Origin of the sequence: Achromobacter sp. Marseille-Q0513, assembly GCF_018195695.1 — a bacterium.
GTDB lineage: Bacteria > Pseudomonadota > Gammaproteobacteria > Burkholderiales > Burkholderiaceae_B > Achromobacter.
In genome coordinates, this window is sequence record NZ_JAGTJY010000053.1 from 10,719 (window position 1) to 31,964 (window position 21,246).

Genomic DNA, 21,246 nt, shown 5'->3' on the forward strand with positions numbered 1-21,246 from the left:
GCGGTTCCCGGAAAGCTCGATTTCGGCCATCAGTAGGTCCCCAGCAAGGTGTCGATCTTCATGGCGTCGAATACCCACTCGACAATGTCGCCGTCCTTGGCATAGGTCAGATCCGGCTTGCGCTTGAATGCGCAGGAACGGCAGGCCGTCACATCGCCGCTGGCGCTGTTCGTCACGGTGATCAGGTTCTTGCCCCACAGGCGGCTGTCCAGCGACTGCGCGTCGTAGAGCGCCTGCAACTGGACGTTGGTGGGCGACGTCTTCAAGTACCGCAGCGTGACCTGGCCGGACTTGTCGGCATGCAGGCTGTGCATGCCCTCCCCGTCCGCGCCGATCATCATGGTGTTCTTGTCGGCGCCAGGCGCGATCGTGATGCCCTCTTCCGCGTTCGCCGAGCCGTAGCCCAGGCTGAATACCCCGCCGGGGCCTACCAGGCTGGCGGACACGTCCATAAACGAATAAGTTCCAGACATAATTTTCTCTACCCAAGATTGACGAATTCGCCGTGCAGGATCTGCGCAGACGCCGCATAGGCCAAATGTGCTTCATCAGCACTCGCAAATAGACCAAGGTCTTTCAAGACTCCACCCTTCATGACCCTGGCCCTCCACTTGCCTGGGGCGTGCAGGCACACCCCTTTTCTGCCGCACTTGTTGTTCCGCTGTACGCCGCGATTGCACTGGTTTTCAGATTTCGTGCACGTCCTGAGATTGGACAATTTGTTGTTGGCTCGATTGCGGTCAATATGGTCCACATATCGAGGCCACGAATCAGTCGCCAAGGCAATCGCCAGTCGATGCACACCAAATAAGTTCCCGCCGGAGAAGTTCACCACCACATATCCTGTGGTGGGGCTCAACGTACCGGCCGGCTTACCCGCGAATCGGCTATTGAAACAACGCCATCCGCGATCAGTCGCGAAGTGTTGGCGCGGCCGTTCCTTCCATTGCATGAGCCCGCTATCCGGGTCGTAGGACAGTGCCTCATGCAAATACTCAATCGGCAGCGTCTTCATCGGCTTTACCGGTTGACCGTGACCAGAACGTCGACGGTGTGAATGGCGCCGGCCTCCTTGGCGGCGACCTGGAATGGAACAGCCTTGCGCGCCTCGCGGTCGGCTTGCGACTGCGTGGCGATGGCCGGCGCATAGACGTAGTAGCCCTTCGCCAGCGTGTCGCCCTGCTTCAGCGCGCCGAAGCCCGCCGAGTTCCACACGCCCGGGGCCAGATACCCATTGTTGACCGCGGCCGCGCACGCGCCCTCGATCACCGAGGCGATCAGCTGGTTGCCGGCGTCGGTCTGGGGAATCTTGGTGGGGCTGGTGTAGAGCAGGTTGTAGACATCCGTCTGCAGGCGATTGCGGAACCAGATCGCGTTGTAGACCGAGTCGATGAAGATGCCGCTGGGCGTGACGCCGTACTGGATGATCGCCGTGTCGTTGTCGTAGTTGACGAACACGTTGCAGTTCTTCGCCGCCAGCGTATCGGCCTGGCTGCTGGTCAAGGTCTCGGCGACGATGCCGGGCTCCTGCTTGTACATCAGCGTGATGGTCGTGTTGTTGGCGTTGAAGTTCACCGTCAGCATGCGGCCCAGCAACGACACCACCGCGTAGGGGCTGGCGCTGGAGAACTGCGCGATCGAATACTTGTACTTCAGGGCCTTCAGCCGGCTGGCGATATCGTCCTGATTGACCGGGTCCAGCACCTGCGGCGCCTGTGTCGACACGCCGTACAGGTGGCGCTGGTCGGCTTCGATCAGCTCGGCCACGGCCAGGTGCTGGGCGTCTGTCAGCGCGTCGGCGAAGGCCAGGCCCAGGAACTTGTTGGCGAAGCGATCCAGGAACAGCGCCACGGCTGCCGCTGGCGTTTCGGCGACGATGCCGGCCACGGGCGCGGAAGCCTTGTCAACGGTCAGCCCGAGCATGCCGGAGATATCGATCCCAGAGGCCGGCGCCGTGGCATAGCCCAGCGTGGAGCTGGCCCCCGTCGTGTTCGACGTCACCACGAACTGCGAGCCGTTCCAAACCACCGTGGCGCCCGTCAGAGCCGCGCCGATGGTCGACGCGACGCCGTTCAGGTTGGTGGCGGCGGAAAAGTCCAGACCGCTGACGCTCTTCTCGGTGCCATCGACCGACAGCTTGAAGGCGCCCGTCTTGACCGCAGTCCAAACCGACATCTGTTTTTCAGCGGCCGACAGCACGGCGCCGCGCAGGGTGGCCGAGGCCGCGGCTTTGGCCCAGCGGCCGATGTAGAGCTGCGACGGCTGCGGCGTCTGCTGGAAGTACAGCAGCGCGGCGCGGTATTCCGGCGCCGTGATGCCAAAGTCGGCGGCGACGGCGTCGATGCTGCCATAGGAGCGCATACGCTCGCTCGTGTCGATGACGGCGGACGAACCCAGCACCAGCGCGGTGTTGAGATTGGCGCCCTGAGCTGCGAGCGGCGACATGTTGATCGTGACGTTGATCAGACGGGAAACAGGCAGTCCATTGGCCATGGGATCCTCTACCATCAGAAATGAAAAAGGCCACCCGGAGGTGGCCCATTGCGGCGCGCGCGGCTGCTACGGGGAAATGCCCGTCGTAACGCTGCCGGCGGCGGTGTGTGTCGTGACGCCTGCGTTGAGCAGATTGAGCACGGAATAGCTGCGGCTGATCTTGCGCCGCAGGAACACGGTCATGTCATAGCGGCGGACCCATACGTTGTTGACTAGGTCGGGGACTGCGCGAATATCGCCTGTGCCCACCACGGCCATCTCATGTTTGCCCAGTTCCTCCCGATTTTGCGGGATGGCTAGGCCGTCCGCCAGCGCCTGCGCTCGCATCTTCGCCTCCGACCCGTAGAACGTGCAAAGCAGCTCGATACCCTGGTGGCGCCAATACACGTCCCGTCCATCACCGGCCGGATCATGCTGGATCGCCGGCGAGGCATCGGGCGACTGGACCGTGATGCCGATTGCACACCAGTTCTCGGCCGGGTCGGCGGGCTGCTTGGGTGTCGTCGGCTGCCACCGCGCCCGGACCTTGTCATTCGGCAGCCCTGAAATCCCGCGCACCATCTGGACCAGCAGCCGGTCCAGTTCCTGATCCTCTTCCGGTGGCGTCGCGGCCGCTGGAGTCAGATACCCGCCCGTCGAGCTATCGTTCATACATCACCCCGTAAGCGGCGTCTTCAAATCGCAGGTGGCGCACACAAAGCCGCGCCCGAAGTGCGAATAGTCGTTGACGTTGACGACCGTGTAGGTCCGCCCCTGCCACACGACCTCGTCTGCGTCCTGGCCAGCACTGCCATCCGATAGCCGGAAAATCGTGTGGACAGTGATAGACCCGATGATCCGCGACCCGTCCGCGTTGCGATGCAGGACATCGCCCTTGTCGCTGGTCACGACCGCAGCGAACGGATGCGCGGTGGCCGCGTTCGTGGCGAACCCATCGTCGTCGATGGTCTGCGCCATGCGGTTACAGATGAGGCCCGTGTCCATGAAATCCGGATCGAGCAGCACATCAGAGACATCGAGAAGCGCCATGACTACCCCTTCTTGCGGACCACGTAGGTGATCGAGTTTCGATACTGGCCGGTGTCCACCAGCGTGTTCTCGCGCGTGACGCCGCGCCGGCGTCGATCTTCGAGCGTCCGGTCGGCGAGAGCCGGCTGGATGTTGCTGTTGATCTTGGCTTTGACCGCGCTGGCCGCTACGATCCCGGCCCGACTCAGTCGGGTGTCCACCTTCTGCGTGTCACCATCAAGCGCCGCGTTCACGCCGGCCTGCAGCTCAGGCTCGACCTTGGGTCGGGCATCCTGCACGCCGGGCAACAGGTGCGGCCGTGGCGGTAGGTTGTTAGCGGGCGACCCGTGCTCCAGGATGTAGCCGATCTGGGCGTTGGACAACGGGCCTTCGTCTCGGTCCGGCGCGCTGTCAGGCACGCCGACCAGGACCTGCTTCTTGACCAACTCGTTGATCGAGGCCAAGACGCCTTCCAGGCGATCGACTCGAAATTTCCCGCTCATAGCTGTACGCCTCCAGCACCGAACAGCCGCGCCAGCTGCAGGAACCGGATCCCGTAGGTGGTCAGGTTCCAGAACCCGCCATCGTCCAGCGCCACCGCGCCCGCGTCATATGCGACGCTGACCTTGTCGACAGCCTTGGACGTGGCCGGCCCCTTCACGGCCCCCGGCGCAGCGCCTACGGCGGCCGTCTGCTCGTTCTGGCGGCCAATCGCCAGATGGTGGGCGACGAACAGCTCAATGGCATAGGGCAGCATCTCGCCCCACCGGCTCTCAGGAAGCAGCTTTTCCGCCACCCGCAGGTAGAAATCCACCTGCGGGCCCGGGTAGATGGTTTCGCTGGCGAACTCGGGAAAGTCCTGGCGGAAAGTGGCTGCGTCCATCGTGCGTCCCTATTTCGTGGGTTTGGCCTTGCCGGCGGCGGCCTGGTCGGCATTGTCGGCCGCCTTCTCGCGCTCGGCAACGGCGTCTTCCCGTTGCGCGAGTTCGGTCTCCCGCGCGGCTGCCGCCTTCTCGCGCTCTGCGACCTGGTCTTCGAGCTTCTGCAGCTTGTGTGCCCTGGCATCCAGCTCGGCCAGCAGCGCGTCAGCTGCTGCGCTGGTGTCCGGGTCCACAGCCGGCTCATCGCCGATGTGGGCCAGTACATACCAGTGCTTCGCAGTTTCGGCGTCCACCGAGTGGTTGCCGACCGTGAAAAGTCGCTTTTCACCGCCCAGCTGCAGCGTGAATTCGCGGTTGACGTAGATCTTCGGCATGCCGTTCTCCTTAGATACCGTCGCGGTAACCCAGCGTTTCCGGGTAGACGAATTCCACAGCGCCGAGGCGGCCAAAGTAGGTCGTCAACTGGTAGATGCTGCGGTACTCCAGCGGCGTGCGCTGCAGCGGCACCAGGGGGAAGCGGACGCGCTGCTGATCCTGCGTATAGGCCACCATGCGGTTGGCGCTGCTGGCGCCGCGCTGGTAGAGCCACTTCAACGGCTGAATGTCCAGCGGCCGACCGTTGACGCTGTTGGCCAGGCTGTTCTGGCGCAGGAACTCCAGCACCGAGATATTGCCAGCGCTGGACACCAGCGTACCGACCAGCTTGGAATACTGGATCGGCGGCAGCAGCAGCTTGCTGGGGCAGATCGCATAGCCGGATGCGGCCCAAGTGCTGTTGATCAGCTCGTTCACGTCGTCCAGCATCTGCTGCGGCGTGGCCGTGGCCCAGTTGCCCGTCTGCGCATTGCTGGAGTTCGTGACCTTCGGGCTGTTGACCAGACCGTACAGGCCCAGCGTGGCGTCACCGATATAGACCTGCTCATCGATGTCCATGTTGTGCTTGAGCTGCATGCCGGCGTACTTCTGCTGGTCGACGGGTCGGCCCAGCTTCTGCGCAGACTCCAGCTCGGGGATGGCCCAGCCCAGTTCCATGCCCCACAGGGTCAGGGGGCTGGCGGTCTTGCCGATGTCCAGCGCCAGGCCCTGGATGGAGTTGGCGTCCTTGCCGATCCAGCTCTTGCCAGTGGGCGACGGGCCGCCCGCAGCGGCAAAGCTGGAATTGGTGAACGACGAGGTTTCGTCGGCGATGGACACGTCCTCACGCAGGTCGATGTCGCGGGACCAGGTCACGGACGCCAGCGGCGCGTGCAGCGTCTGGTCGAGGCGTTCAAGTTCGCCGATGAGGAAGGCACCGGCCGAGTCGATCGTCTGGCGGTCGAAAGTGATCATGCTGTCCGTGGTCCGGGCACGCGTCAGACGGCGAGTCGCATCCATCACGGCCGCCAGTTCGGTTTTGCTCAGGTTCATGTTTGCTCCGTAGGGGCGAAAAAAAGGCCACCCGAAGGTGGCCCGTTCCCGTGATGGGGATCAGTTGCGAAAGGAGATCTCGACGTTGCCGTCCGCGTCGGCGGCCGACAGAAAGATGGCATTGATGGCGACGGTGTTGGTGCTGTCGGCTGCGCCTTCGAAGCCGCCCAGCGGCTTGCCGGATGCTGCGGCCGCCACGCGCACGTAAACGGGGCCGCCGGCCGCCACGGTGGCGCCGCCATTCAGCTTCACGGTGATGTAGCCGCGGCGCAGGACATCGCCCGGGCCGGAAGTGGGCGGCGTCGCCGTACCCAGGCCGTCAGTGCCCGAATTGGTCGGGAACGGACGCACCAGGACACCGTAAGCGTCGGTGGCAGCTTCACCGCCGGCGAAGGGCACGAACTTGCCTGCGGCCATCTTGCCGACCAGGCCATAGGCCGAGAACGGCAGGGAAGCGTTAAGGATCTGGGCCTCGACGACCGAGTTTTCCTTACGGCTGACATCGCCCGGAATGCCGGACGGCATGCGATAGAGATATGCGACCATGATGGTGGTTCCTTATTTGTTGCCCGTCCGGGCGTCCCAGAACTTGCGGTTCTGCTCGTTGATGCTGCTGACCGTGGAGGGCCGGCCGAAATCCCGCGTGGTGATGCCGCTGCGCACGCCGGACGCGTTGTTTTGGTGGCGGCGCAAGGCTGCCGCGCCGTTGAAGATCGTCGACACCGACGCAGCATCCATCGTGCCGAACTCCGGCGCGCGGCCGGCCAGGAAGGGGTCGATGGCAGCGCGGCCTGCGTCCGTCGCATAGGCCGTTTCCAGGGCCTTGCGCTGGCAGGCGCAAACCGCGTCCGCCGTCTTGACCTTCTTGCTGTCGAAGGTGGGCAGCTTGATGCCAGGGGCCAGGATTTCAGCGCCGGAGCGAACCGTAGCCATGTCGCCGGTATAGGTTTCGCCCTTGGCTTCCGAGTTGTGCTCGGCCTCCTCCGCTTCCAGGACTGTGTCCTTGGTTTCCTTCTCGTCGTCCTTCTCGTCCATCTTGGCTTCCATGTCGCCGACGCGCTTGGTCAGCTTCTGGACAGCGCCAAGGATGGCATCGAGGGTGGCGCCGTCACCGGTCTTGGCCGACTTGTCGTCGTCCTTGTCCTTGTCGTCGTCATCGCCGTCAGCGTCTGCCGTTTCCGCGTCCTCGAGCGCTTCTTCAAGCGCGGCCTCGTCCTTGGACTTGAAGGCCGCGCGGATGCGGTCCCAGGTACTCTTTTTCTTGCTCATATCGCTTTCCTTATCTCCGATTGCGCAACGCGGGCCGCAGCGGCCACGCTCTACCAGCGCCGTGTGGTTGCCGATGATGTTGCGCTGTACCCCGCGCCCGGGTTCAATCTGTTCGTAGTCCGCGTCGTAGCCGCAGGAAACCTCGCGGATTAGCTTCTTCCCTGGTTCCTTAGGGTCGAATCGCACCGCATCGATGGCCGCGCGGTCTGTAATCAACATGTCGGCCAGGATGAAATCCGCGTCCACACCCTCGCCGCGGCGAACGTTCTGGGTGATCCCAACCGCCAATTGCCGCCACGTGTCCGGCGTCACGAACTCGGCGGGGTGGTCCATCGTGACCGGCTTGCCTTCGAAACTGGCTAGGGTCTCCGGCCGGAATACCTCTTCAGGCGTGCGATCGATGCGGATGATCCCGTCTCGTCCAGCCTCGACCGGCACTTCCCCGTCGGCGTACAGCAGCTCGCCGATACGCGCGATCGGTACGCCCTCGCACAGCAGGAATCCGTCATTGGTGACGGACTGCCGCGCGCCAAGACGTTCGACCGTGTAGAAGCCGCTGGCCATTCGGTCAGTGGTATGCATGCTCATTCCTTTGCCAATATCGGCTCTGCCCAGCATCTGCAATTCCAGATTTCGCCCGGGTGGTGCCGCATCCATACGGGCCGCTTGTCGGTCCCCTCGTTGACCATCGGCGGGTCGTTCCAGGCGAACACCTTGCCGTTCATGTGCCTATGACCGGCCCGCACATCAGAATCGCCGGACGTGCGCCATATGTAATGCGTGCTGCCGACCGCCTGGGCGCGCGCCTCTGTGAGCTTGGCGGCCGTCCTGGCCACCTCCGTTCTGGCGATCAGGAGCGCGCGGCTCTCGGCCACCTCCCCTGAACGCATGATTTCCTTGGCGATCTCCGCGGCGCGCGTGCTGTCCAGCAACGCCTCCGACGTCAGGACATGCACGCGCTTGGCGGCCTCGAGCGGGATGCTCTTGATCAGGTCGACCTGCTCGGCCAGCAACTGACGCATCACGCGGCCCGTCTCCGCGTTGCGCAGTTCCTGCTGCAGCGCCGTGGACATGTCGCGCGCGCGCTTCATGAAGGCGTCGCGGTCGCGCCGGTTGACGTCCGTGACCATCTGCAGCGCCGTCGCGTGTGCCCATTCGGTCAAGGTCTCCGCGTAGGCGTTGAGCACGGCCGTCATGGGTGGCACGGCGTTGGGCTCGTCGGGCGGAAACGCATTGATGATCCGCCCGACGTTCTGCGCCACCCGCTTCAACTGCCGCCCATATGGCCCCTCAGCTTTACGGGCATTTACTGGATCACGCCGGTGCGGCTGCTTGCGCCCCTGGTGCTTGTCCCGGGTTCTTCCCGACATCGAGCCCAGGTATGTCGACCTCGCGAGGTTCGGGCGGCTCGTCGTCTGCGGCATCAATCTCTTCCTCGGTAATCGTGGCGAAGACGCCTGTCTTGTGGCCCGATTTGCGCAGCTCAGACAGCGCCGTCTTGCGGCCGATGATGCCCTTGTCGTAGGCGTCAGCAACAGCGGTTTCGACGTCCTTGGCGACTGTCGCCTTCTCGGTGTCCGTCAACTGCCAGCAGGAACGGAACTCAAAGCCGAACTTGTCATCAGGCGGCCGGCCAAGCGAGGACCGGTGGATCACGTCCAGCAGCACGCTCATGCCTGGGCGCAGCTGCTTGTCCTGCCCGTTCGCGACGTTGTCGTAATACGTGCGCAGGTCAGAATCCCCCGAGGCGTTCAGACCGGCGGGGGATTGACCAAAGAGGCGCACCAGCGGGATCTGCAGTGCACCGGATATCTGCTGGCCGAACTGCAGCAGGACGTCGTCCAGGCCGGAAAACGAGTACTGGTGGGCCTCAAACTCGTCGTCGGCGTCCATGAGGGTCATGCCCTCGTTGGACTGAAAGCGGCGGATGAAGTCGATCTGCTTCATCAATCCAGCCTCAGCCGGGCCGCCCTTGGACAGGATATCGCGCAGCTTCTTAACCTTGTAGGTGCGAAGGTGGGCCTTGTAGACCAACTGCGCAGCGCCCTCGGTGGTGCTGTCGAACGCCAGAAGACGGTCCCATAGCCGCTCCAGCACCGACTGGCCCCATAGGTTCTCAGCGATGCGCTGCCAATAGGGAAGCTTCAGGCCTTCCAGCCGGATCACGCGGCTATAGTGCACTCGCTGGCCGGCCAGGGCCGGCGCGGCAATCAGCACGTCGTAATACTCTGGCTTTCCCAGATCGGGACCGTAATCTCGGACCAGATGCGTCAGAGATGGCTGGACCAGCCAGCGGTCCAATGCCAGCAGCCCCTTGAACTGACCCTGTTTGATCGTGTCCAGCTTGAGGGGGGTACTCACATCCTGGCCGTCGATCAGCATGACCGCGATCGAGCCACCGTACAGGCGTGACCACTTCACGGTGTCGCACAGGGCGTCCCATACCTGGAATTGCTCGATGGTGGACTGGATACGCTCGACGTCGTCCGGGTCAATGTCGCTGGCCAGCTCGATACCGGCACGCGTCATGTCTTCGGCGACAGCATCCACGGCCATCCCACAGATCCATGACGAGCGATAAGCCGCTTCCATCTGGATGCGGTTCCGGCTGACCAGGTCGAACGTGTAACGCCCCTGGGACGCTTGGTTGTTCGCCTGGATGCCGACGCGCGCTTCGATATTGGCGAAGGAATCGCGGGCCGGCGCGGTGACAGTGGCCGGGGCGTCTTTACGCGCCGCGACCTTTCCGAATGAGCGACGGCCCATGGTTTTCCTTATGCTGCAAGTCGCGCCCAGACCTCCAGGCTGCGATCACGGGGCGCAAAGCACATGATGAGCGCGTCCGCGAGGTTTGGAGACTTGACCGGGCCGCCCTCACGATTGGGCTTGGCTAGGTCCTTCTTGCTTTCGACTTTCACGCGGCCATTCTGGTCATAGTCGCGTTTCGGGGTTGATAGCTCGTCGATCAGCTTCTCCAAATGCGGACAATCGCTGGATATGCTGATCAACTGATCGTCGGTGAACTTCTCGCCGCGGTGCACCGCGTTGTAGGTGTTCCGGAAGCGATCAGCCACTTGCCACCATGCCTGGGCCTTGACGTTCGAGAACATGTCCTTGTTTGTCGTGCCAGGCATGTACTCTTCATCCGGCTCGAACACGGCACCGCCGGCGTTGAATTTCTCGTACAGCACGGGCTGGTTGTCGCCTTCCTCGCGCCGTGCGTCGTTGATCTCGCCGAACTTGGCTCCGCATCCGGCGCCGACGCCGATGGAGTCATAGGTAACGCCCGCGCTGCGCTCGCGGGCGGCAGCGTAGGTCCGCGTGCAGCTCTTCAGCAGCTCGTCCTCGGCCGCCTTCCATTCGTCCGCCCAGGACACCACCGAACCGTGCGCGTAGACGTTGGCGCACTTGTCCTCACCGCTGTCGGCCACGTCGAAACCGATGCGCTTGGCGCCAGCAGGCTCGAAGCCCAGCTTCAGGTGCGCGTCAATCGCGGCCATGATCCAGGCCCGACGGATAATCACCCCGTCGTCACTGTCGCGAGGCACGCCCAGGTACACATGGGCGTATTCGTCATAGTCCTCGGCCTTCGCCGCCTCGATGATGTCGCGCATCGTCTGCGAGAGAAACGGGTTCTCGTCGTAGTTGATTTGGCGCACCACCGTGTTGGGCGGCGGGTTCAGCACGAAGCGCTTGTAGGCGAAGTCGGTCGCCAGCTTGGGGTTGAAGATGATCCAGATCTGTGACCCCGCCTTGCGGATCGTCGGCTCCAGAATCTCCCACTGCTCGGCGGTCAGGTTATGAGCTTCCTCAATCCAGAGAATGTCAATCCCTTCCAGCGACTTGATTTCGTCGATCGAGCGCCACAGACCGTAGAACAAGAATTCCGTCTTGGTCCTGCGGTGGTGGATCTTGTTGTCCAGGATCCGGAACTGTGGGTTCAGCCCGAATCTCTCGATCTGGGTCTTCAGCAGCGTATAGACAGACTCTTCGATCTTGTTCTGGAACTGCCGCACGCACAGGATGCGCAGCTTGTACTTGCCCGCTAGGAACGTGGCAAACCCTGCGGCGTCCCACGACTTCGTAGACGCGCGGCCGCCGACCAGCACACGATTGCGCGCCGGCTGCAGCCAGAACTCTCTAAGAGCCGGGTTGAGCGTGGGTTTAGGTGGCCGAGTCCCCATAGAAGTGTTCCAGGCCCGCCGGGGCTTCGTCGTCGCCGCGGTTCAGGCCGTCGATCTGTTCCTTGTTCGCCCGGAGCAGATTGAGGCCGATCTCGCTGGCTGAATTGGCCATCTTGGTCAGGAGCGCGACACCCTTCAGCGCCTCGACGCTCTCCGAATTTGTTGGGGCGGTGTCGTCGATCTTTTCGGACTCGGTGTGTGCGATCAATGCCAAGCGGTGCGCCGTAGCGCTCCCATATCGGGCGGCGCCGGCCAGGTGCTCCGATATCGCCTTCAGGTCATCGGCAAGTGAACGGGCAGCAATCTGTTCAGAAACGTTCAGATTCGCCATCGCTCGGTCAGCCGCAACCAGTTGATTTGCAACGGCTTTAATGGTTTCCGTGCGTTTTGAAAACCGGCTGGATACGGCGCCCTTGCTGACGCCGAACTCGCGCGCCAACGCTGATGTGGATTCACCTGCCAGCAGGCGCTTGCCGATGGCCTCCCATTGGGCGTCCGTCAGCTTCGAAGGTCGTCCCATGCCTATTCCACCTTTGCTTTGATGCCCCTCTCAACCAGCCAAATGGCGCGGCCGATGCTGGGGCGATGGCCGGTAATCCGATGCCGCAGGTTCAGCCACCACACGTAGGCGCGGAGCCACCAGGCGACCGTGACCGTAAGCTGTAGCTCGAGTTTGGCCATGTTGAATCCTCGGTTGCCCCCATCCGGCTACCCGCCACGGCGGGCTGGGTGCGGCGGTTCTCGTCGTGCAGGCCACCGGCGACAAGACCGGCAAGAAGTGTCCCGCGCATTTGCCCCTGCGCGGGCGCCAGGCCTGCTGAGGCGACTCATGGGGTGTGGTCAGTGCTTCAGCTCGCCGTCGATGGCGATCATGAAGCCGGGGTGTTCGAATTCGGGATTGATGGCCTGCATGCAGGCGACTGCGCCGGACCATACCCAGTCAGCCGCGTCCAGCGTCCATTCCGGCCACCAGTTGCGCACGGCCACACGACACTCGCCATAGGGATCGCCCAGGTAGACCGGGACGATCTTGTACATCCGGCCGTAGTGCGTGTAGTCCTGCGCCAGCTGCTCCGGCGTCAGGCGTTTGAGAATGGCCATCCGGCCTCCAGGTAGTTTGTGGGGCCCCTCCCCAGCTGACATCCCGTCGCGGGTGGAGTTGTCGGGCGGCGCCGGTCGGAGCCAGCGATACGGGGCTATCCCCGAGTGCAGCATTGGCCATTGGCGCGCTGCTGGCTGGTCGATTGCGGCGGCTGTTCCCACAGAGCAGAGGCCGGAGCATGACGTCTGCCTGCCGGTGCCCATGCGGCCCGGCGGACGGTTCTCTCTGGCCTCTGCTCTCTGGAAACAAAAAACCGCCCGAAGGCGGTCGAGACTTTAATCAGTGGTTGCTCGTGATTGTCGGGCTGCCTTTTCTTCCGGGGTAGTTCCGTTCACGGGCTGCTCAGGGAGCGGCGGCAATTGCCGCCAGGCAGCCCCCCGTGGGCCTTCTGCGTATGCCCACACTCCGCCTTCTTTATCAAGCGCATACAGGATGGCACCCGAGTCCTGGTCTCTGCGCGGTGCAGTCGCAATCTGAACAATAATCGGCGGCATATGACACTCCGAGTTTAGGAGGATCTATTCCAACATGAAATTGCGCTCGGACTGTAAGTGCCCAAGAAAAAAGCCCCAGGCTTAAGCATGGGGCTCAGTTTCTTCCGGACGCACGATGCCCGCCATGGGCATCGGGTCACGTCGTTAGACGGTAGTCAGGTTGTCTTGGCGGCGATTATGCACCCGCATTGCGTACTGCGCAACAAAATCTTCGAAGTTGCCGACGGCGCGCACCAGAATGTCGTCGTACTCCCGCAGCCTGATGCCCTGAGCGCGGCATGTGGCTTTCCAGTAGGCGCGCTGGACGTAGTGGGCGCGCAGCAGCTCGCGGTGCTGGTGCAGCATGCGGTAGACGGAGTTGCGCCAAGCGGCCTCGATGAAGCCGGCGTCTGCCTCGTCCAGCTCCTTCTCCGGCTCTTCTCCGCGGGGCAACTTGCCGGCCTGCTTGGCCAGCATGCGACAGATTTCGTAGGTGGGCGAGACGCCGTAGCCGCCGCGGCTTCGCATGACGTCGCCCCAGTTCTCAAGGCGCTCGTGGAAATCGGCGGGCAGCCGGTACAGCAGCAGTTTAGGGATGCTCATGGCGCGGTGCGCTCCTCGTACTTCGAACAACGTTGGCCGATCTCCTCGCCCAGGGCGCAGCGCAGGACGCGCCGGCCGCCGAAGGGACTGGTGATCAGCCTGATCTGGGTGCAGCCCGCGCAGGTGCGCGCAGACGGCGGTTCTTGGCGGCGCTCCAGCACCTTGAGCGGATCTCCGCGGTCGGATTGGCGGGCCCAGGTCATCAATCTTTCCCCCGCCGTCCACCCGAGAGGGACGGCGTCATGGGTTGCGCCTCGCGCGCTCGCACGCCATTTAGCCGCAGCCCGACAGATGACAGACTGAGCGGCGGTCGCGTCAGCACGTCGACGGTGCGCGGGCCGGCGACGAAGACCGGAATGTCCACACCGCTGAGCGTCTGGGGCTTCTGCGGCCGCGCGCGGGAACGCTGCGGCTTCGGCTTGGGCCGCTCGACTACCGGCTCGGCTTGGCCATACTGCAGCAGGCCGGCCATGATGGTCGCCTCCAGCCATCGGTTGAAGGCCTGGCGCGGAGTCTGGCCGACGCTCAGGGATTCGCCCGACTGGCAGCGCCACACGCCGCCGATGAGTTTGATGCGGGGCTTGTTCATGCCTTGCACTCCTGCGCCACGGCGCCAAAGAGGTCGGTCTGCGGTTGCTCGACGGCCAGCGGGGTGACGACCGCCACGAGCCGCGCGCCGAACTCGTCCGGCTCGGCCCGGCGGGCGCTGATCTCGCGCACCCAGGCGTCATCCTGGAAAACGACGTCCTTCAGGCTGTCCAGCACCACCTTCTGGGCGTTGTCCAGGTCCAGGCATTGCACGGTGTCGTCCCAGGCCGCGCCTTCCTTGCGCATGCGCTTCTGCCAGTCCTGCGGGCGGTTCGGGTACAGGGTGAACTCCACCCGCACCCGGCCGGCGATTGGCTTGCGCACGCCGGCCACCACCGCCAGCTTCTGCACCTGGGCCTTGTAGGCCTTGGCCTCGGGCGTGACGTAGGTGCTGGTGAATGCCGGCTTTCCCCGCGGCGTGACCGTGCGGCTGGCCCAGTAGCGGTTCGCGCTGATCGGGTACGGCAGTGTCAGCAACACGGCATGCGCCCCTTGCGCGCGCGCGTAGCTGCCCGCCAGCGTGCCGGCCATCGGGTCGTAGGGGTCGGTGAGGTTCGGTGAAGCGTTCATGCGAGGGCTCCGATCATGTCGATGGGTTGGCGACGCTGGTCGCTGGTGAATTGCAGGCTGTCGGCGTGGCGCCAGAGGCTGATGCGCCCTTCCCACTCGCCGTGACGGTTCTTGTCGCAGATCAGCATCGTGTCGGGCAGCTTGAGCGTTTCGTCCGACAGCTCGCCGCCATTGCGCAGTTCCACTTCGGCGATGCGTTCCTTTTTCTTGTTTCTCCAGACGGTGAGCATCTGGTCGACCTGGTCGACGATGGCGCCGGAGCCCTTGGCCGAAAACTTGCCCGGGACGGCGTCCTCGTTCTCGCCCTTCTTGGCGTGGTGCACCAGGTGGATGTGCATGCCCAGGTCGCGCGCCAGCGTGCAGAGCATGTCCACGAAGTCCTTCTGGCCGTTGTAGTCGTCCTCGCAGCGGACGCACTTCATCAGGCTGTCGATCACCAGGTGGCGGACCTTGAGGCGGTCGGCGCAGTAGCGCGCCACGGCGTACAGCATGGCCGGCTTGACCGTGCCCTGCTGGTCGTACAGCCACAGGCGGTCCCGCGACCAGTCGATGAGGCGGTCGACGGCCTGCACGCTCGGCCGGCTGTTCATGGCGGTCTGGCGCAGCATGCGCTTGAGGGTGGACTGGGGCTTCATCTCGAACGAGGCGATGCACACCCGCTCGTCCTGGCAGGCGAAGCCGATGCAGGCCTGGCCCAGCAGCTCGCTTTTGCCGTGGCCGTTGATGCCCTGCCACAGCGTCACCTCGCCCGGGCGGAAGCGCAGCAGGTCGTGGGTCTTGGCCCAGGGCAGCTTCGCGCCCGTGACCTGCTCGCCGTGCTCGACGGCGCGCGCCAGCTCGTCGCGCCAAGCCTCGGCGGCCAGCACCTTGGCCTGGGGCTCGGTTTCGGCCATGTAGGCCTCGAAGTCGACGTCGGCGGGGCTGATGATCTGGCTCATGCTGGGAATTCCTCGATGGTGGCGCCGGGCTGCCAGATGGCCAGCCCCCAGTCGCCGGACGCGATGACCTTGGCGGGCGAGCATTCGGCCAGGCGGCGCAACACCTGCAGCGCCCGGGCCCGCGTCGGCGCCAGCAGGTGCACGACCGTGCCCACCACCGTGCGCAGGTCCAGCGTGGCCACGTTCTCGTCGTCGTGGATGTGGATCTCGGCATGGCCAACCCAGCGACCATCCGTCATCCGGCCGATCATGGCCTCGGGGTGGGTAAAGCTGCCGTGGCGCTGGCCGGCAGGCACGCAGGCCACCCAGACGTCGACAGGTCTGTAGCCCGCCATCCGGGCATCGAAGAGGGTCTGGTGTCCGATCACACTGCCCCCGTCCACGGTTGGTCTTCTCCGGGAACCGCCGGCGCGGCGCCGCCCTTGATCTCGTAGAACGAGTCCCAGGCGTGCAGGACGGACTGTCCGATTACCGCGGCCGCGTCGTGGCCGGCAGATCGCAGCGTGTCCAGCTTGGTCACCGCCAGCTTGCGGGCGGCGTCGGTCATGGGCTTTTTCTTCTTCCGCCGCATTTCCTCGAACTGCTGCCAGGGTTCGGCAGGAACCCAGTCTGGCAACGTCCAGCCCTCCACCCCCGGCAGGGGGCTTTGGGGGTTATCTTTTTCTTCTCTATTCTTCTCTTCTCTAGTCCGCTTTTTGTCCGCTTGTGAAGCGGACAGATTTCGGTCGTTTCTCTTCCTGTCTGCGTCCTGCGCGCGCTTCTTGGCGGACTGCCCGTTATGCTCGTCAAACTCGGGCATATAGAGGGAATTTCCGTCAAATGCCAGCCAGCCGACGGAAATCATGGCGTCCGAAAATCCGGGAAAGCCGACGGTCTCGTCCATCACCTTGGGCGTATAGCCTTCCAACTTTCCATCGACCGAGTGGGCATCGAAGATCCCCCAAACGGACAAAAGTCCGCCAATCACGCGCAGTCTGTCCGCTTGGCAAGCGGACGCAATGCGGACAACTTTCGGATGCGTCGGCAGGTCGACGCGCATCTTGATCCAGTCAGCAGCCATGGGCGGCTCCCTCTTTCATCTTCTCGGCGCGCACGGGCTCCCACCGGGTGTATGCCCAGTCGAAGGTGGCGCGCTTGATTTCTCGATCGATCCCGCTCTGGTCGTAGAGCGCATGGCAGAAGTGGCAGGCGGGAACGGTGAAACGGTCGTGAACCTTCAGGCCCATGCCCTTGCCCTCGTTCTGGTGGGCAGGCACAACCGTGGGGTCCTTTTCGTAGCTGCGGCAGCCAGGGAAGCGCAGGTAGCAGCACTCGCCTTTGATCGCGGCGGTGTACTCGGGCGCATGGCCGGGGCGCTTCTTCGGCGCGCGGCGCTTGATGGGGGTGCGCTGGAGGCCGGTGGTGGCCTTCAGCGGGGTCTTGCGGGTCAGTGGAGCGGATCTCATAGCCCCACTGTCCCGCAGACCGGTAGTCGGAATCCCGACTTTTTTCATGGCCGGCCCTCCCTACTGCGGAACTCGACGCCGAGCTCGGCGCCGGCGGCTTCCACCTGGGTCAGGTACTGGGCCATGCCCTTGACGGTCAGCATGGTGGTGCTGCCCACCAGCGCGCGATCGCCGCGCGGGGTGATCTGCCACTTCACGTAGCCTTCCTTGCACAGCTCCGGGTCGTACTCCTCGGGTAGGAAGTCGCGTTTGAACTGCTCGTGCCACACCTCTGCCGTGAAGCGCTGGCCCTGCACCCAGGCCTGTTCGGCGATATCGCGCAAGGGGCCTGCCCACATCAGGTCGTTCTGGCTCTTCTTGCGGGGCTTGACGCGCTCGCGCACCACCACCTCCAGCGGCTCGTCGGCGTCCAGCGGCAAGTTGGGCAGCAGCGATTGAATGGCGGCCAACTGGCTCTCCCCGTACAGCAGGAAGGATTTCGGGTTCAGCAGGCGCTGGCGCATGTCAGCGGTCCCAGCCGCACTCGCCGCGGCCCTCACTGGCGCAGACGCACGCGGCGCCCGTCTTGCCCAGCTCGCGGATCGCATTCAGGTAGCGGCGCGTCACAGGCACCATGTCCAGCGCGCCGATGGCGGCGTCCAGCTTGTCGATGGTCACGCCCTGGGTGCCCGACAGGAACCGGCTCACCTGGCTATCGTCCCAGCCCAGCGCCTCCATGACCGCCGGCTTGAGCCGTGGATCGGTCAGGTACTGCCGGAACGAGCGCCCCATTGAGGGCGCTTGAGGAACCTGCGAGATGGGGATAGGTGCGTTCATCGAGATACAGCCTTGAACAAAAGAGCCTGAGTGCGCTTGAGCGCGGAGCCGCGCACACTGGCGGCATGAAAAATCTGACCGATACCGAAAAGCTGCTGATCACCGCCCAGGACATGGCCCGGCGCACGTTCGTGGATCCGAGCGAAGCCGCGGTGATGGACCTCTTCCGCGAACTGTGCGCCGAGCGCGACCGCATGGCGTGGGCGACCGAGGGGCGCGAATCGGCGACGGTGCATTGATGCGGTCATACGCCCTCCTCGCCGTGGTTCCCGCGCAACGTAGAATCGGGAGTTCTCACACAGCCCTTTCCTACGTTGGGGGAACTCGTATGGATCTGATCTGCACAACCCTTCCCTGGAGCTGCGGCCCCATCGGATGGGGCGCGGCAATCTTGGCCATGATTGGCCTGATCACCGGGTTGATTGCTGGATTTCAGAAGCTCGGCAGATGGCTGCTGGCACCCTTCTTGTGGATGCGATCTATGTTTCTCTTGAAACGCACGAATGCGCTCCTGATTGCGGAGAATGCGCTGCTCCGTGAGGAAAATGCGGCGCTCAAGGCAGCGCTTCTGGCCCTCAAGGCAGAGCTTGCCCAGATCACCGAGCGCCTTGATGACCGGAAACGTTGGGAGGAATACACCACTGTTCGCGGCGGCGTTGTGCTTCGTAGCAAGAATGCAGATGATCCGACCAGACCAGTCATCTACGCGTGCATAAACTGCTCCCGTGCAGGCGGGGAAACGATTCTCCAGCATGACCGATACCGCGCTTGGCTTGTCTGTAAAGACCACGGAAAAGTAGGTTCCGACGAGCCAGATAGGTCTGCGGAAAACATGCAAAAGATGATGGACAGGCTTGGGCCGGAGCGCGGTCCGGGTGGCAGGATGAGGCGATGACATCACGCCGCCTCCTGCGCCGGGGCGGGCTCGGGCGGCGGCAGCGAGCGGGCCAGCTCGGCCAGCTTCAGGGCGTCGTTGGCGCCAGCGGAAGGCGCGCCCGCCTCCCAACGAGAGAGGCGCGGCTGCGGAATGCCTGTGCGTCGGGAGATTTCCGACTGGGTCAATCCGGCTGCGCGAATGCGCTTGATGAGGTCGGTAGCGGTGTCCATGGGCGTCAGATTATACGTTTCCGAATAACCATGCAATACCCAATCGAATTATTCATTCATGCATAGTTTCGCCATGAACTCCCGTGAATTCTTGGCGGCGCTGATGTCGCGCGCCGGCGACACCGCGAACTCCCTTGCACGCAAGGCGAAGGTGCCGCAGCCCACCATCTACCGATTTCTGTCTGGAACGGCGGCCGAGCCGCGCGTTTCCACCTTCGAGCCGATCGCCCGCTATTACGGTGTTCCGGTCGAGGCCTTTCTGAGCGACCGCGCGCGCGCCGACCTGGTGGCGACGATGTTCAGTGGAGAGGACGACAAGACTCTGAAAGCGCTGCCCGCAGCCGCGCCACAGGACGATGTGCCGATACCCCAATTCGACACTGGCGGCAAGATGGGCGACGGCCTCGAACTGCGAGATCAGCCTGGGCTCATCAAGAGCTGGCGTGTGGATCAGGCGTGGCTGGCGCAGAACGTGCGCGGCGCCACGTCAGCCAGCAATCTGTGCATCGTGACGGGCTTCGGCGACTCGATGCGCCCGATGTTCAACCCAGGCGATCCCCTCCTGGTCGACCGCGGCGTCATTATGGCCGACTACGACGCCGTCTACTTCTTCCGCGTGGATGGCGAGGGGTTCATCAAGCGCCTGCAGAAGATCCCCGGCAAGGGCCTGATGGCCCTGTCGGAGAACCCGGCCTACCAGGCCTGGGTGGTGGAACCCACCATGGATTTCGAGGTCTTCGGCCGCGTGCTGAAGGTCTGGCGCAGCGAAGATTTTTAGGCCGTTAAAGCCGGGAGCACTGGTGTCAGTCTCCCGGCGCGCACTGCACCCACTTGCGTTGGTAGCCCAAGTCATTGGCATGGCCCCAGCACCAGCCCACATATCGGATTTGCTTCATGATTAACTCGCGCTCGCTGCACGCTACTTCAGTCGCTTGAGAGTTGGCGGCACCCCCACGACATAGCGTATCCAGCCGGTCTGCCTCGGCGAGCATTCCAGAGACTTCCGAACGCGGCCGCGCGCTGTTCCCGGTAGGCAAATTGCCCTCGAATCGGCAATCGAGGATGGGGGTTTGGAAGGCCATGCCGAGCCCAACACACCGTCTCTGGATGGACTCGCCCCGCCGCAGTTGCGCCAGCATGCCTTCCTGAGCTGTGGCGAAAACCAGCTTGACAGATCGGTACGGATCATCGGCCCACAAAGCCACGTATGGATCCCCTCCTGCATCTCTCCCCACTTCCTGAACCACGCCGCGAATGTCCACTGGCTTGCCCCTATATTTCGCGTCGGCGGCGATGCCGTTGGCGAGATACGCACGTAGCAGTTCTCCCGCCAACAAGGAATTATCTGAGCCGGCGGGTTTTCGGGCCGGTGCAGTCGAGATCCGGGAATTCTTCGCCAGCGCCTGATACTGGGGCGTGATGTTGTTGTACCACTCCTCCAAGCAATCGCTATCTCGGCAGTTTTCTTGACGCCATTTGAGATCTGCCTGCGCGCGGGTCGATAGCGCCTTCAAATCGCCACTCCCCGCCTTTGCAGCCGCATAAGCACGTGCAAACTTGGCGTCCAGGTTAAGCAATGTCTGGTCGCTGCACACGAGCCGATCTACGACTGTCGGCTTGGCATTGCAGTCCACACTGGTCTGCGCAGACGCGAAGGACGGCGCGGCCCCCGCAATAAGCGCACACAACCAGATACCCCACAGCTTCGACTCCATAAGACCTCCGAAAATCCCCCCCGCATCATAAGCCGAGCGACGCTATAGCCGCACTTGGGGCACTGACGACGGTCGGGAATACCCTTACGAATTATTTATTCGTTTTCGTATTGACTTGATCTATTCGTTTGCGCATAATTCTCCCAACACCTCCCCACCCCGGGGAGAACGGGAGAAACAGCATGGCGTACGACGTTGAGAAGGACTGGACCACCGAAGCAGGCTTTCGCGCCGTGGTCATCATGGTGCGCGATTCGCACCGCTGCGGGTATGTGGGCGTGCCGGCTTCGCACCCGCTTTTCGGCGCCGACTACAACCAGCCGCATCCGGCCCTGACGCCGCCTGCCGAAGGCGAGCCTGTTGGTAAGCGCGGCATGATCGCGGTCTTCTGCGCAGCCGGAGATGCCAGCCGCCTGACCGCCCCTGATTTGGCGTTCGACGTGCACGGCAGCGTCACCTACTCGGGCAAGAGCGAGCGCTATCCGGTTCCGTCGGCTCTGTGGTGGTTCGGCTTTGACTGCGCCCACGCTGGCGACCGCTCCCACGGCGGCAGCACTGGCGTGATGCGCTCCCTGGACTACTGCATCGACGAGTGCGAATCCCTCGCTGCCCAGATCGTCGCCAAGACGACCCTCCCCGCCTAACCC

The 21,246-nt window shown here is 63.7% G+C and carries 33 protein-coding genes; 4 read left to right on the forward strand and 29 right to left on the reverse strand.

The genetic code is table 11. The features are described 5' to 3' along the window. Positions 1-29: 29 nt before the first annotated feature. The 27 genes from KDH83_RS13390 to KDH83_RS13520 form a co-directional block, all read right to left on the reverse strand. Entirely contained in the window at positions 30-473 is a 444-nt protein-coding gene (locus KDH83_RS13390) for a phage protein (RefSeq protein ID WP_212316419.1), read from the reverse strand. 8 nt (positions 474-481) lie between these two features. Next, positions 482-1,015: an HNH endonuclease gene (locus tag KDH83_RS13395; RefSeq protein WP_212316421.1), complete on the reverse strand. Its 534-nt coding sequence runs from the start codon at positions 1,013-1,015 to the stop codon at positions 482-484. A 5-nt stretch (positions 1,016-1,020) separates the two neighbouring features. Further along, the gene (locus KDH83_RS13400; RefSeq protein ID WP_212316423.1) at positions 1,021-2,493 is read right to left on the reverse strand and encodes a DUF3383 domain-containing protein; all 1,473 of its coding nucleotides are present in this window, start codon (positions 2,491-2,493) and stop codon (positions 1,021-1,023) included. A gap of 66 nt (positions 2,494-2,559) precedes the next feature. Then, entirely contained in the window at positions 2,560-3,144 is a 585-nt protein-coding gene (locus KDH83_RS13405; protein WP_212316425.1) for a hypothetical protein, read from the reverse strand. Between the two features lie 3 nt (positions 3,145-3,147). Beyond that, positions 3,148-3,522, reverse strand: coding sequence for a hypothetical protein (locus tag KDH83_RS13410; RefSeq protein WP_212316433.1), 375 nt, complete (start codon positions 3,520-3,522; stop codon positions 3,148-3,150). Positions 3,523-3,524: 2 nt separating this feature from the next. Further along, a complete protein-coding gene (locus KDH83_RS13415; protein WP_212316435.1) occupies positions 3,525-4,004 on the reverse strand; it encodes a hypothetical protein in 480 nt (159 codons plus the stop codon). After that, positions 4,001-4,384: a DUF4054 domain-containing protein gene (locus KDH83_RS13420; RefSeq protein ID WP_212316437.1), complete on the reverse strand. Its 384-nt coding sequence runs from the start codon at positions 4,382-4,384 to the stop codon at positions 4,001-4,003. Before KDH83_RS13420 ends, KDH83_RS13415 begins: the two co-directional genes overlap by 4 nt. A 9-nt stretch (positions 4,385-4,393) precedes the next feature. Then, entirely contained in the window at positions 4,394-4,756 is a 363-nt protein-coding gene (locus KDH83_RS13425) for a hypothetical protein (protein WP_212316439.1), read from the reverse strand. Between the two features lie 10 nt (positions 4,757-4,766). Then, a complete protein-coding gene (locus KDH83_RS13430; RefSeq protein WP_212316441.1) occupies positions 4,767-5,789 on the reverse strand; it encodes a DUF2184 domain-containing protein in 1,023 nt (340 codons plus the stop codon). Positions 5,790-5,849: 60 nt separating this feature from the next. Beyond that, positions 5,850-6,335 carry a hypothetical protein gene (locus KDH83_RS13435; RefSeq protein ID WP_249205087.1) on the reverse strand — a complete coding sequence of 162 codons (486 nt, stop codon included), beginning with the start codon at positions 6,333-6,335 and terminating at the stop codon, positions 5,850-5,852. A gap of 12 nt (positions 6,336-6,347) precedes the next feature. Continuing rightward, entirely contained in the window at positions 6,348-7,640 is a 1,293-nt protein-coding gene (locus KDH83_RS13440) for a DUF2213 domain-containing protein (protein ID WP_249205088.1), read from the reverse strand. Between the two features lie 2 nt (positions 7,641-7,642). Next, positions 7,643-8,320 carry a phage minor head protein gene (locus KDH83_RS13445; RefSeq protein WP_349291625.1) on the reverse strand — a complete coding sequence of 226 codons (678 nt, stop codon included), beginning with the start codon at positions 8,318-8,320 and terminating at the stop codon, positions 7,643-7,645. Between the two features lie 52 nt (positions 8,321-8,372). Beyond that, the gene (locus KDH83_RS13450; protein ID WP_212316445.1) at positions 8,373-9,824 is read right to left on the reverse strand and encodes a DUF1073 domain-containing protein; all 1,452 of its coding nucleotides are present in this window, start codon (positions 9,822-9,824) and stop codon (positions 8,373-8,375) included. Between the two features lie 8 nt (positions 9,825-9,832). Beyond that, positions 9,833-11,242 (reverse strand): PBSX family phage terminase large subunit, encoded by a 1,410-nt coding sequence (locus tag KDH83_RS13455; protein WP_212316447.1) that lies wholly within the window; start codon positions 11,240-11,242, stop codon positions 9,833-9,835. After that, positions 11,223-11,762, reverse strand: a complete 540-nt coding sequence (locus tag KDH83_RS13460) for a helix-turn-helix domain-containing protein (protein ID WP_212316449.1) — start codon at positions 11,760-11,762, stop codon at positions 11,223-11,225. Before KDH83_RS13460 ends, KDH83_RS13455 begins: the two co-directional genes overlap by 20 nt. Before the next feature lie 2 nt (positions 11,763-11,764). Further along, a complete protein-coding gene (locus KDH83_RS13465; RefSeq protein WP_212316458.1) occupies positions 11,765-11,923 on the reverse strand; it encodes a hypothetical protein in 159 nt (52 codons plus the stop codon). A 159-nt stretch (positions 11,924-12,082) separates the two neighbouring features. Beyond that, positions 12,083-12,343 (reverse strand): hypothetical protein, encoded by a 261-nt coding sequence (locus KDH83_RS13470; protein ID WP_212316460.1) that lies wholly within the window; start codon positions 12,341-12,343, stop codon positions 12,083-12,085. A 639-nt stretch (positions 12,344-12,982) separates the two neighbouring features. Beyond that, a complete protein-coding gene (locus tag KDH83_RS13475; protein ID WP_212316462.1) occupies positions 12,983-13,420 on the reverse strand; it encodes a hypothetical protein in 438 nt (145 codons plus the stop codon). Beyond that, positions 13,417-13,623 (reverse strand): hypothetical protein, encoded by a 207-nt coding sequence (locus tag KDH83_RS13480; RefSeq protein ID WP_212316464.1) that lies wholly within the window; start codon positions 13,621-13,623, stop codon positions 13,417-13,419. The genes KDH83_RS13475 and KDH83_RS13480 overlap by 4 nt, the downstream gene beginning before the upstream one ends. Then, the gene (locus KDH83_RS13485) at positions 13,623-14,009 is read right to left on the reverse strand and encodes a hypothetical protein (RefSeq protein ID WP_212316466.1); all 387 of its coding nucleotides are present in this window, start codon (positions 14,007-14,009) and stop codon (positions 13,623-13,625) included. The genes KDH83_RS13480 and KDH83_RS13485 overlap by 1 nt, the downstream gene beginning before the upstream one ends. Beyond that, complete coding sequence (locus KDH83_RS13490; protein WP_249205089.1) at positions 14,006-14,578, reverse strand: RusA family crossover junction endodeoxyribonuclease; 573 nt, start codon at positions 14,576-14,578, stop codon at positions 14,006-14,008. Before KDH83_RS13490 ends, KDH83_RS13485 begins: the two co-directional genes overlap by 4 nt. Next, entirely contained in the window at positions 14,575-15,516 is a 942-nt protein-coding gene (locus KDH83_RS13495) for an AAA family ATPase (protein ID WP_212316468.1), read from the reverse strand. The genes KDH83_RS13490 and KDH83_RS13495 overlap by 4 nt, the downstream gene beginning before the upstream one ends. Continuing rightward, positions 15,513-15,899 carry a hypothetical protein gene (locus tag KDH83_RS13500; RefSeq protein ID WP_349291626.1) on the reverse strand — a complete coding sequence of 129 codons (387 nt, stop codon included), beginning with the start codon at positions 15,897-15,899 and terminating at the stop codon, positions 15,513-15,515. The genes KDH83_RS13495 and KDH83_RS13500 overlap by 4 nt, the downstream gene beginning before the upstream one ends. Further along, positions 15,881-16,576 carry a hypothetical protein gene (locus KDH83_RS13505; RefSeq protein WP_212316470.1) on the reverse strand — a complete coding sequence of 232 codons (696 nt, stop codon included), beginning with the start codon at positions 16,574-16,576 and terminating at the stop codon, positions 15,881-15,883. Before KDH83_RS13505 ends, KDH83_RS13500 begins: the two co-directional genes overlap by 19 nt. Continuing rightward, positions 16,566-17,009: a hypothetical protein gene (locus KDH83_RS13510; RefSeq protein WP_212316471.1), complete on the reverse strand. Its 444-nt coding sequence runs from the start codon at positions 17,007-17,009 to the stop codon at positions 16,566-16,568. Before KDH83_RS13510 ends, KDH83_RS13505 begins: the two co-directional genes overlap by 11 nt. Then, on the reverse strand, positions 17,006-17,464 hold the full coding sequence (locus KDH83_RS13515) for a recombination protein NinB (RefSeq protein WP_212316473.1): 459 nt from the start codon (positions 17,462-17,464) through the stop codon (positions 17,006-17,008). Before KDH83_RS13515 ends, KDH83_RS13510 begins: the two co-directional genes overlap by 4 nt. Before the next feature lies 1 nt (position 17,465). Continuing rightward, positions 17,466-17,732, reverse strand: coding sequence for a DNA-binding protein (locus KDH83_RS13520; protein ID WP_212316475.1), 267 nt, complete (start codon positions 17,730-17,732; stop codon positions 17,466-17,468). A 110-nt stretch (positions 17,733-17,842) separates the two neighbouring features. Here KDH83_RS13520 and KDH83_RS13525 point away from each other — a divergent pair, with 110 nt between their 5' ends. Both KDH83_RS13525 and KDH83_RS13530 read left to right on the forward strand, forming a co-directional pair. Beyond that, complete coding sequence (locus KDH83_RS13525) at positions 17,843-18,016, forward strand: hypothetical protein (RefSeq protein WP_212316498.1); 174 nt, start codon at positions 17,843-17,845, stop codon at positions 18,014-18,016. Positions 18,017-18,174: 158 nt separating this feature from the next. Further along, complete coding sequence (locus tag KDH83_RS13530; RefSeq protein WP_212316477.1) at positions 18,175-18,672, forward strand: hypothetical protein; 498 nt, start codon at positions 18,175-18,177, stop codon at positions 18,670-18,672. Positions 18,673-18,674: 2 nt separating this feature from the next. Here the strand turns inward: KDH83_RS13530 and KDH83_RS13535 are convergent, their stop codons facing one another. Continuing rightward, positions 18,675-18,884 (reverse strand): helix-turn-helix transcriptional regulator, encoded by a 210-nt coding sequence (locus tag KDH83_RS13535; RefSeq protein WP_212316479.1) that lies wholly within the window; start codon positions 18,882-18,884, stop codon positions 18,675-18,677. A 73-nt stretch (positions 18,885-18,957) separates the two neighbouring features. Between KDH83_RS13535 and KDH83_RS13540 the strand changes: the two genes are divergently transcribed. Beyond that, positions 18,958-19,662, forward strand: a complete 705-nt coding sequence (locus tag KDH83_RS13540; RefSeq protein ID WP_212316481.1) for a S24 family peptidase — start codon at positions 18,958-18,960, stop codon at positions 19,660-19,662. A 25-nt stretch (positions 19,663-19,687) separates the two neighbouring features. Here KDH83_RS13540 and KDH83_RS13545 read toward each other — a convergent pair whose 3' ends face one another. Next, positions 19,688-20,599, reverse strand: a complete 912-nt coding sequence (locus tag KDH83_RS13545) for a hypothetical protein (protein WP_212316483.1) — start codon at positions 20,597-20,599, stop codon at positions 19,688-19,690. 182 nt (positions 20,600-20,781) lie between these two features. Here KDH83_RS13545 and KDH83_RS13550 point away from each other — a divergent pair, with 182 nt between their 5' ends. Beyond that, complete coding sequence (locus tag KDH83_RS13550) at positions 20,782-21,243, forward strand: hypothetical protein (protein ID WP_212316485.1); 462 nt, start codon at positions 20,782-20,784, stop codon at positions 21,241-21,243. Positions 21,244-21,246: the final 3 nt, after the last annotated feature.

Bases quoted from the DNA above. Each gene is read 5' to 3' on its own strand.
- KDH83_RS13530 (WP_212316477.1), top strand. From the start codon at position 18,175: ATGATTGGCCTGATCACCGGGTTGATTGCTGGATTTCAGAAGCTCGGC.
- KDH83_RS13485 (WP_212316466.1), bottom strand. From the start codon at position 14,009: ATGAACAAGCCCCGCATCAAACTCATCGGCGGCGTGTGGCGCTGCCAG.
- KDH83_RS13410 (WP_212316433.1), bottom strand. From the start codon at position 3,522: ATGGCGCTTCTCGATGTCTCTGATGTGCTGCTCGATCCGGATTTCATG.
- KDH83_RS13480 (WP_212316464.1), bottom strand. From the start codon at position 13,623: ATGACCTGGGCCCGCCAATCCGACCGCGGAGATCCGCTCAAGGTGCTG.
- KDH83_RS13545 (WP_212316483.1), bottom strand. From the start codon at position 20,599: ATGGAGTCGAAGCTGTGGGGTATCTGGTTGTGTGCGCTTATTGCGGGG.
- KDH83_RS13395 (WP_212316421.1), bottom strand. From the start codon at position 1,015: ATGAAGACGCTGCCGATTGAGTATTTGCATGAGGCACTGTCCTACGAC.
- KDH83_RS13390 (WP_212316419.1), bottom strand. From the start codon at position 473: ATGTCTGGAACTTATTCGTTTATGGACGTGTCCGCCAGCCTGGTAGGC.
- KDH83_RS13440 (WP_249205088.1), bottom strand. From the start codon at position 7,640: ATGCATACCACTGACCGAATGGCCAGCGGCTTCTACACGGTCGAACGT.
- KDH83_RS13465 (WP_212316458.1), bottom strand. From the start codon at position 11,923: ATGGCCAAACTCGAGCTACAGCTTACGGTCACGGTCGCCTGGTGGCTC.
- KDH83_RS13430 (WP_212316441.1), bottom strand. From the start codon at position 5,789: ATGAACCTGAGCAAAACCGAACTGGCGGCCGTGATGGATGCGACTCGC.
- KDH83_RS13400 (WP_212316423.1), bottom strand. From the start codon at position 2,493: ATGGCCAATGGACTGCCTGTTTCCCGTCTGATCAACGTCACGATCAAC.
- KDH83_RS13425 (WP_212316439.1), bottom strand. From the start codon at position 4,756: ATGCCGAAGATCTACGTCAACCGCGAATTCACGCTGCAGCTGGGCGGT.
- KDH83_RS13435 (WP_249205087.1), bottom strand. From the start codon at position 6,335: ATGGTCGCATATCTCTATCGCATGCCGTCCGGCATTCCGGGCGATGTC.
- KDH83_RS13475 (WP_212316462.1), bottom strand. From the start codon at position 13,420: ATGAGCATCCCTAAACTGCTGCTGTACCGGCTGCCCGCCGATTTCCAC.
- KDH83_RS13460 (WP_212316449.1), bottom strand. From the start codon at position 11,762: ATGGGACGACCTTCGAAGCTGACGGACGCCCAATGGGAGGCCATCGGC.
- KDH83_RS13420 (WP_212316437.1), bottom strand. From the start codon at position 4,384: ATGGACGCAGCCACTTTCCGCCAGGACTTTCCCGAGTTCGCCAGCGAA.
- KDH83_RS13415 (WP_212316435.1), bottom strand. From the start codon at position 4,004: ATGAGCGGGAAATTTCGAGTCGATCGCCTGGAAGGCGTCTTGGCCTCG.
- KDH83_RS13405 (WP_212316425.1), bottom strand. From the start codon at position 3,144: ATGAACGATAGCTCGACGGGCGGGTATCTGACTCCAGCGGCCGCGACG.
- KDH83_RS13540 (WP_212316481.1), top strand. From the start codon at position 18,958: ATGAACTCCCGTGAATTCTTGGCGGCGCTGATGTCGCGCGCCGGCGAC.
- KDH83_RS13535 (WP_212316479.1), bottom strand. From the start codon at position 18,884: ATGGACACCGCTACCGACCTCATCAAGCGCATTCGCGCAGCCGGATTG.
- KDH83_RS13495 (WP_212316468.1), bottom strand. From the start codon at position 15,516: ATGAGCCAGATCATCAGCCCCGCCGACGTCGACTTCGAGGCCTACATG.
- KDH83_RS13450 (WP_212316445.1), bottom strand. From the start codon at position 9,824: ATGGGCCGTCGCTCATTCGGAAAGGTCGCGGCGCGTAAAGACGCCCCG.
- KDH83_RS13510 (WP_212316471.1), bottom strand. From the start codon at position 17,009: ATGAAAAAAGTCGGGATTCCGACTACCGGTCTGCGGGACAGTGGGGCT.
- KDH83_RS13520 (WP_212316475.1), bottom strand. From the start codon at position 17,732: ATGGGGCGCTCGTTCCGGCAGTACCTGACCGATCCACGGCTCAAGCCG.
- KDH83_RS13470 (WP_212316460.1), bottom strand. From the start codon at position 12,343: ATGGCCATTCTCAAACGCCTGACGCCGGAGCAGCTGGCGCAGGACTAC.
- KDH83_RS13505 (WP_212316470.1), bottom strand. From the start codon at position 16,576: ATGGCTGCTGACTGGATCAAGATGCGCGTCGACCTGCCGACGCATCCG.
- KDH83_RS13525 (WP_212316498.1), top strand. From the start codon at position 17,843: ATGAAAAATCTGACCGATACCGAAAAGCTGCTGATCACCGCCCAGGAC.
- KDH83_RS13515 (WP_212316473.1), bottom strand. From the start codon at position 17,464: ATGCGCCAGCGCCTGCTGAACCCGAAATCCTTCCTGCTGTACGGGGAG.
- KDH83_RS13490 (WP_249205089.1), bottom strand. From the start codon at position 14,578: ATGAACGCTTCACCGAACCTCACCGACCCCTACGACCCGATGGCCGGC.
- KDH83_RS13550 (WP_212316485.1), top strand. From the start codon at position 20,782: ATGGCGTACGACGTTGAGAAGGACTGGACCACCGAAGCAGGCTTTCGC.
- KDH83_RS13455 (WP_212316447.1), bottom strand. From the start codon at position 11,242: ATGGGGACTCGGCCACCTAAACCCACGCTCAACCCGGCTCTTAGAGAG.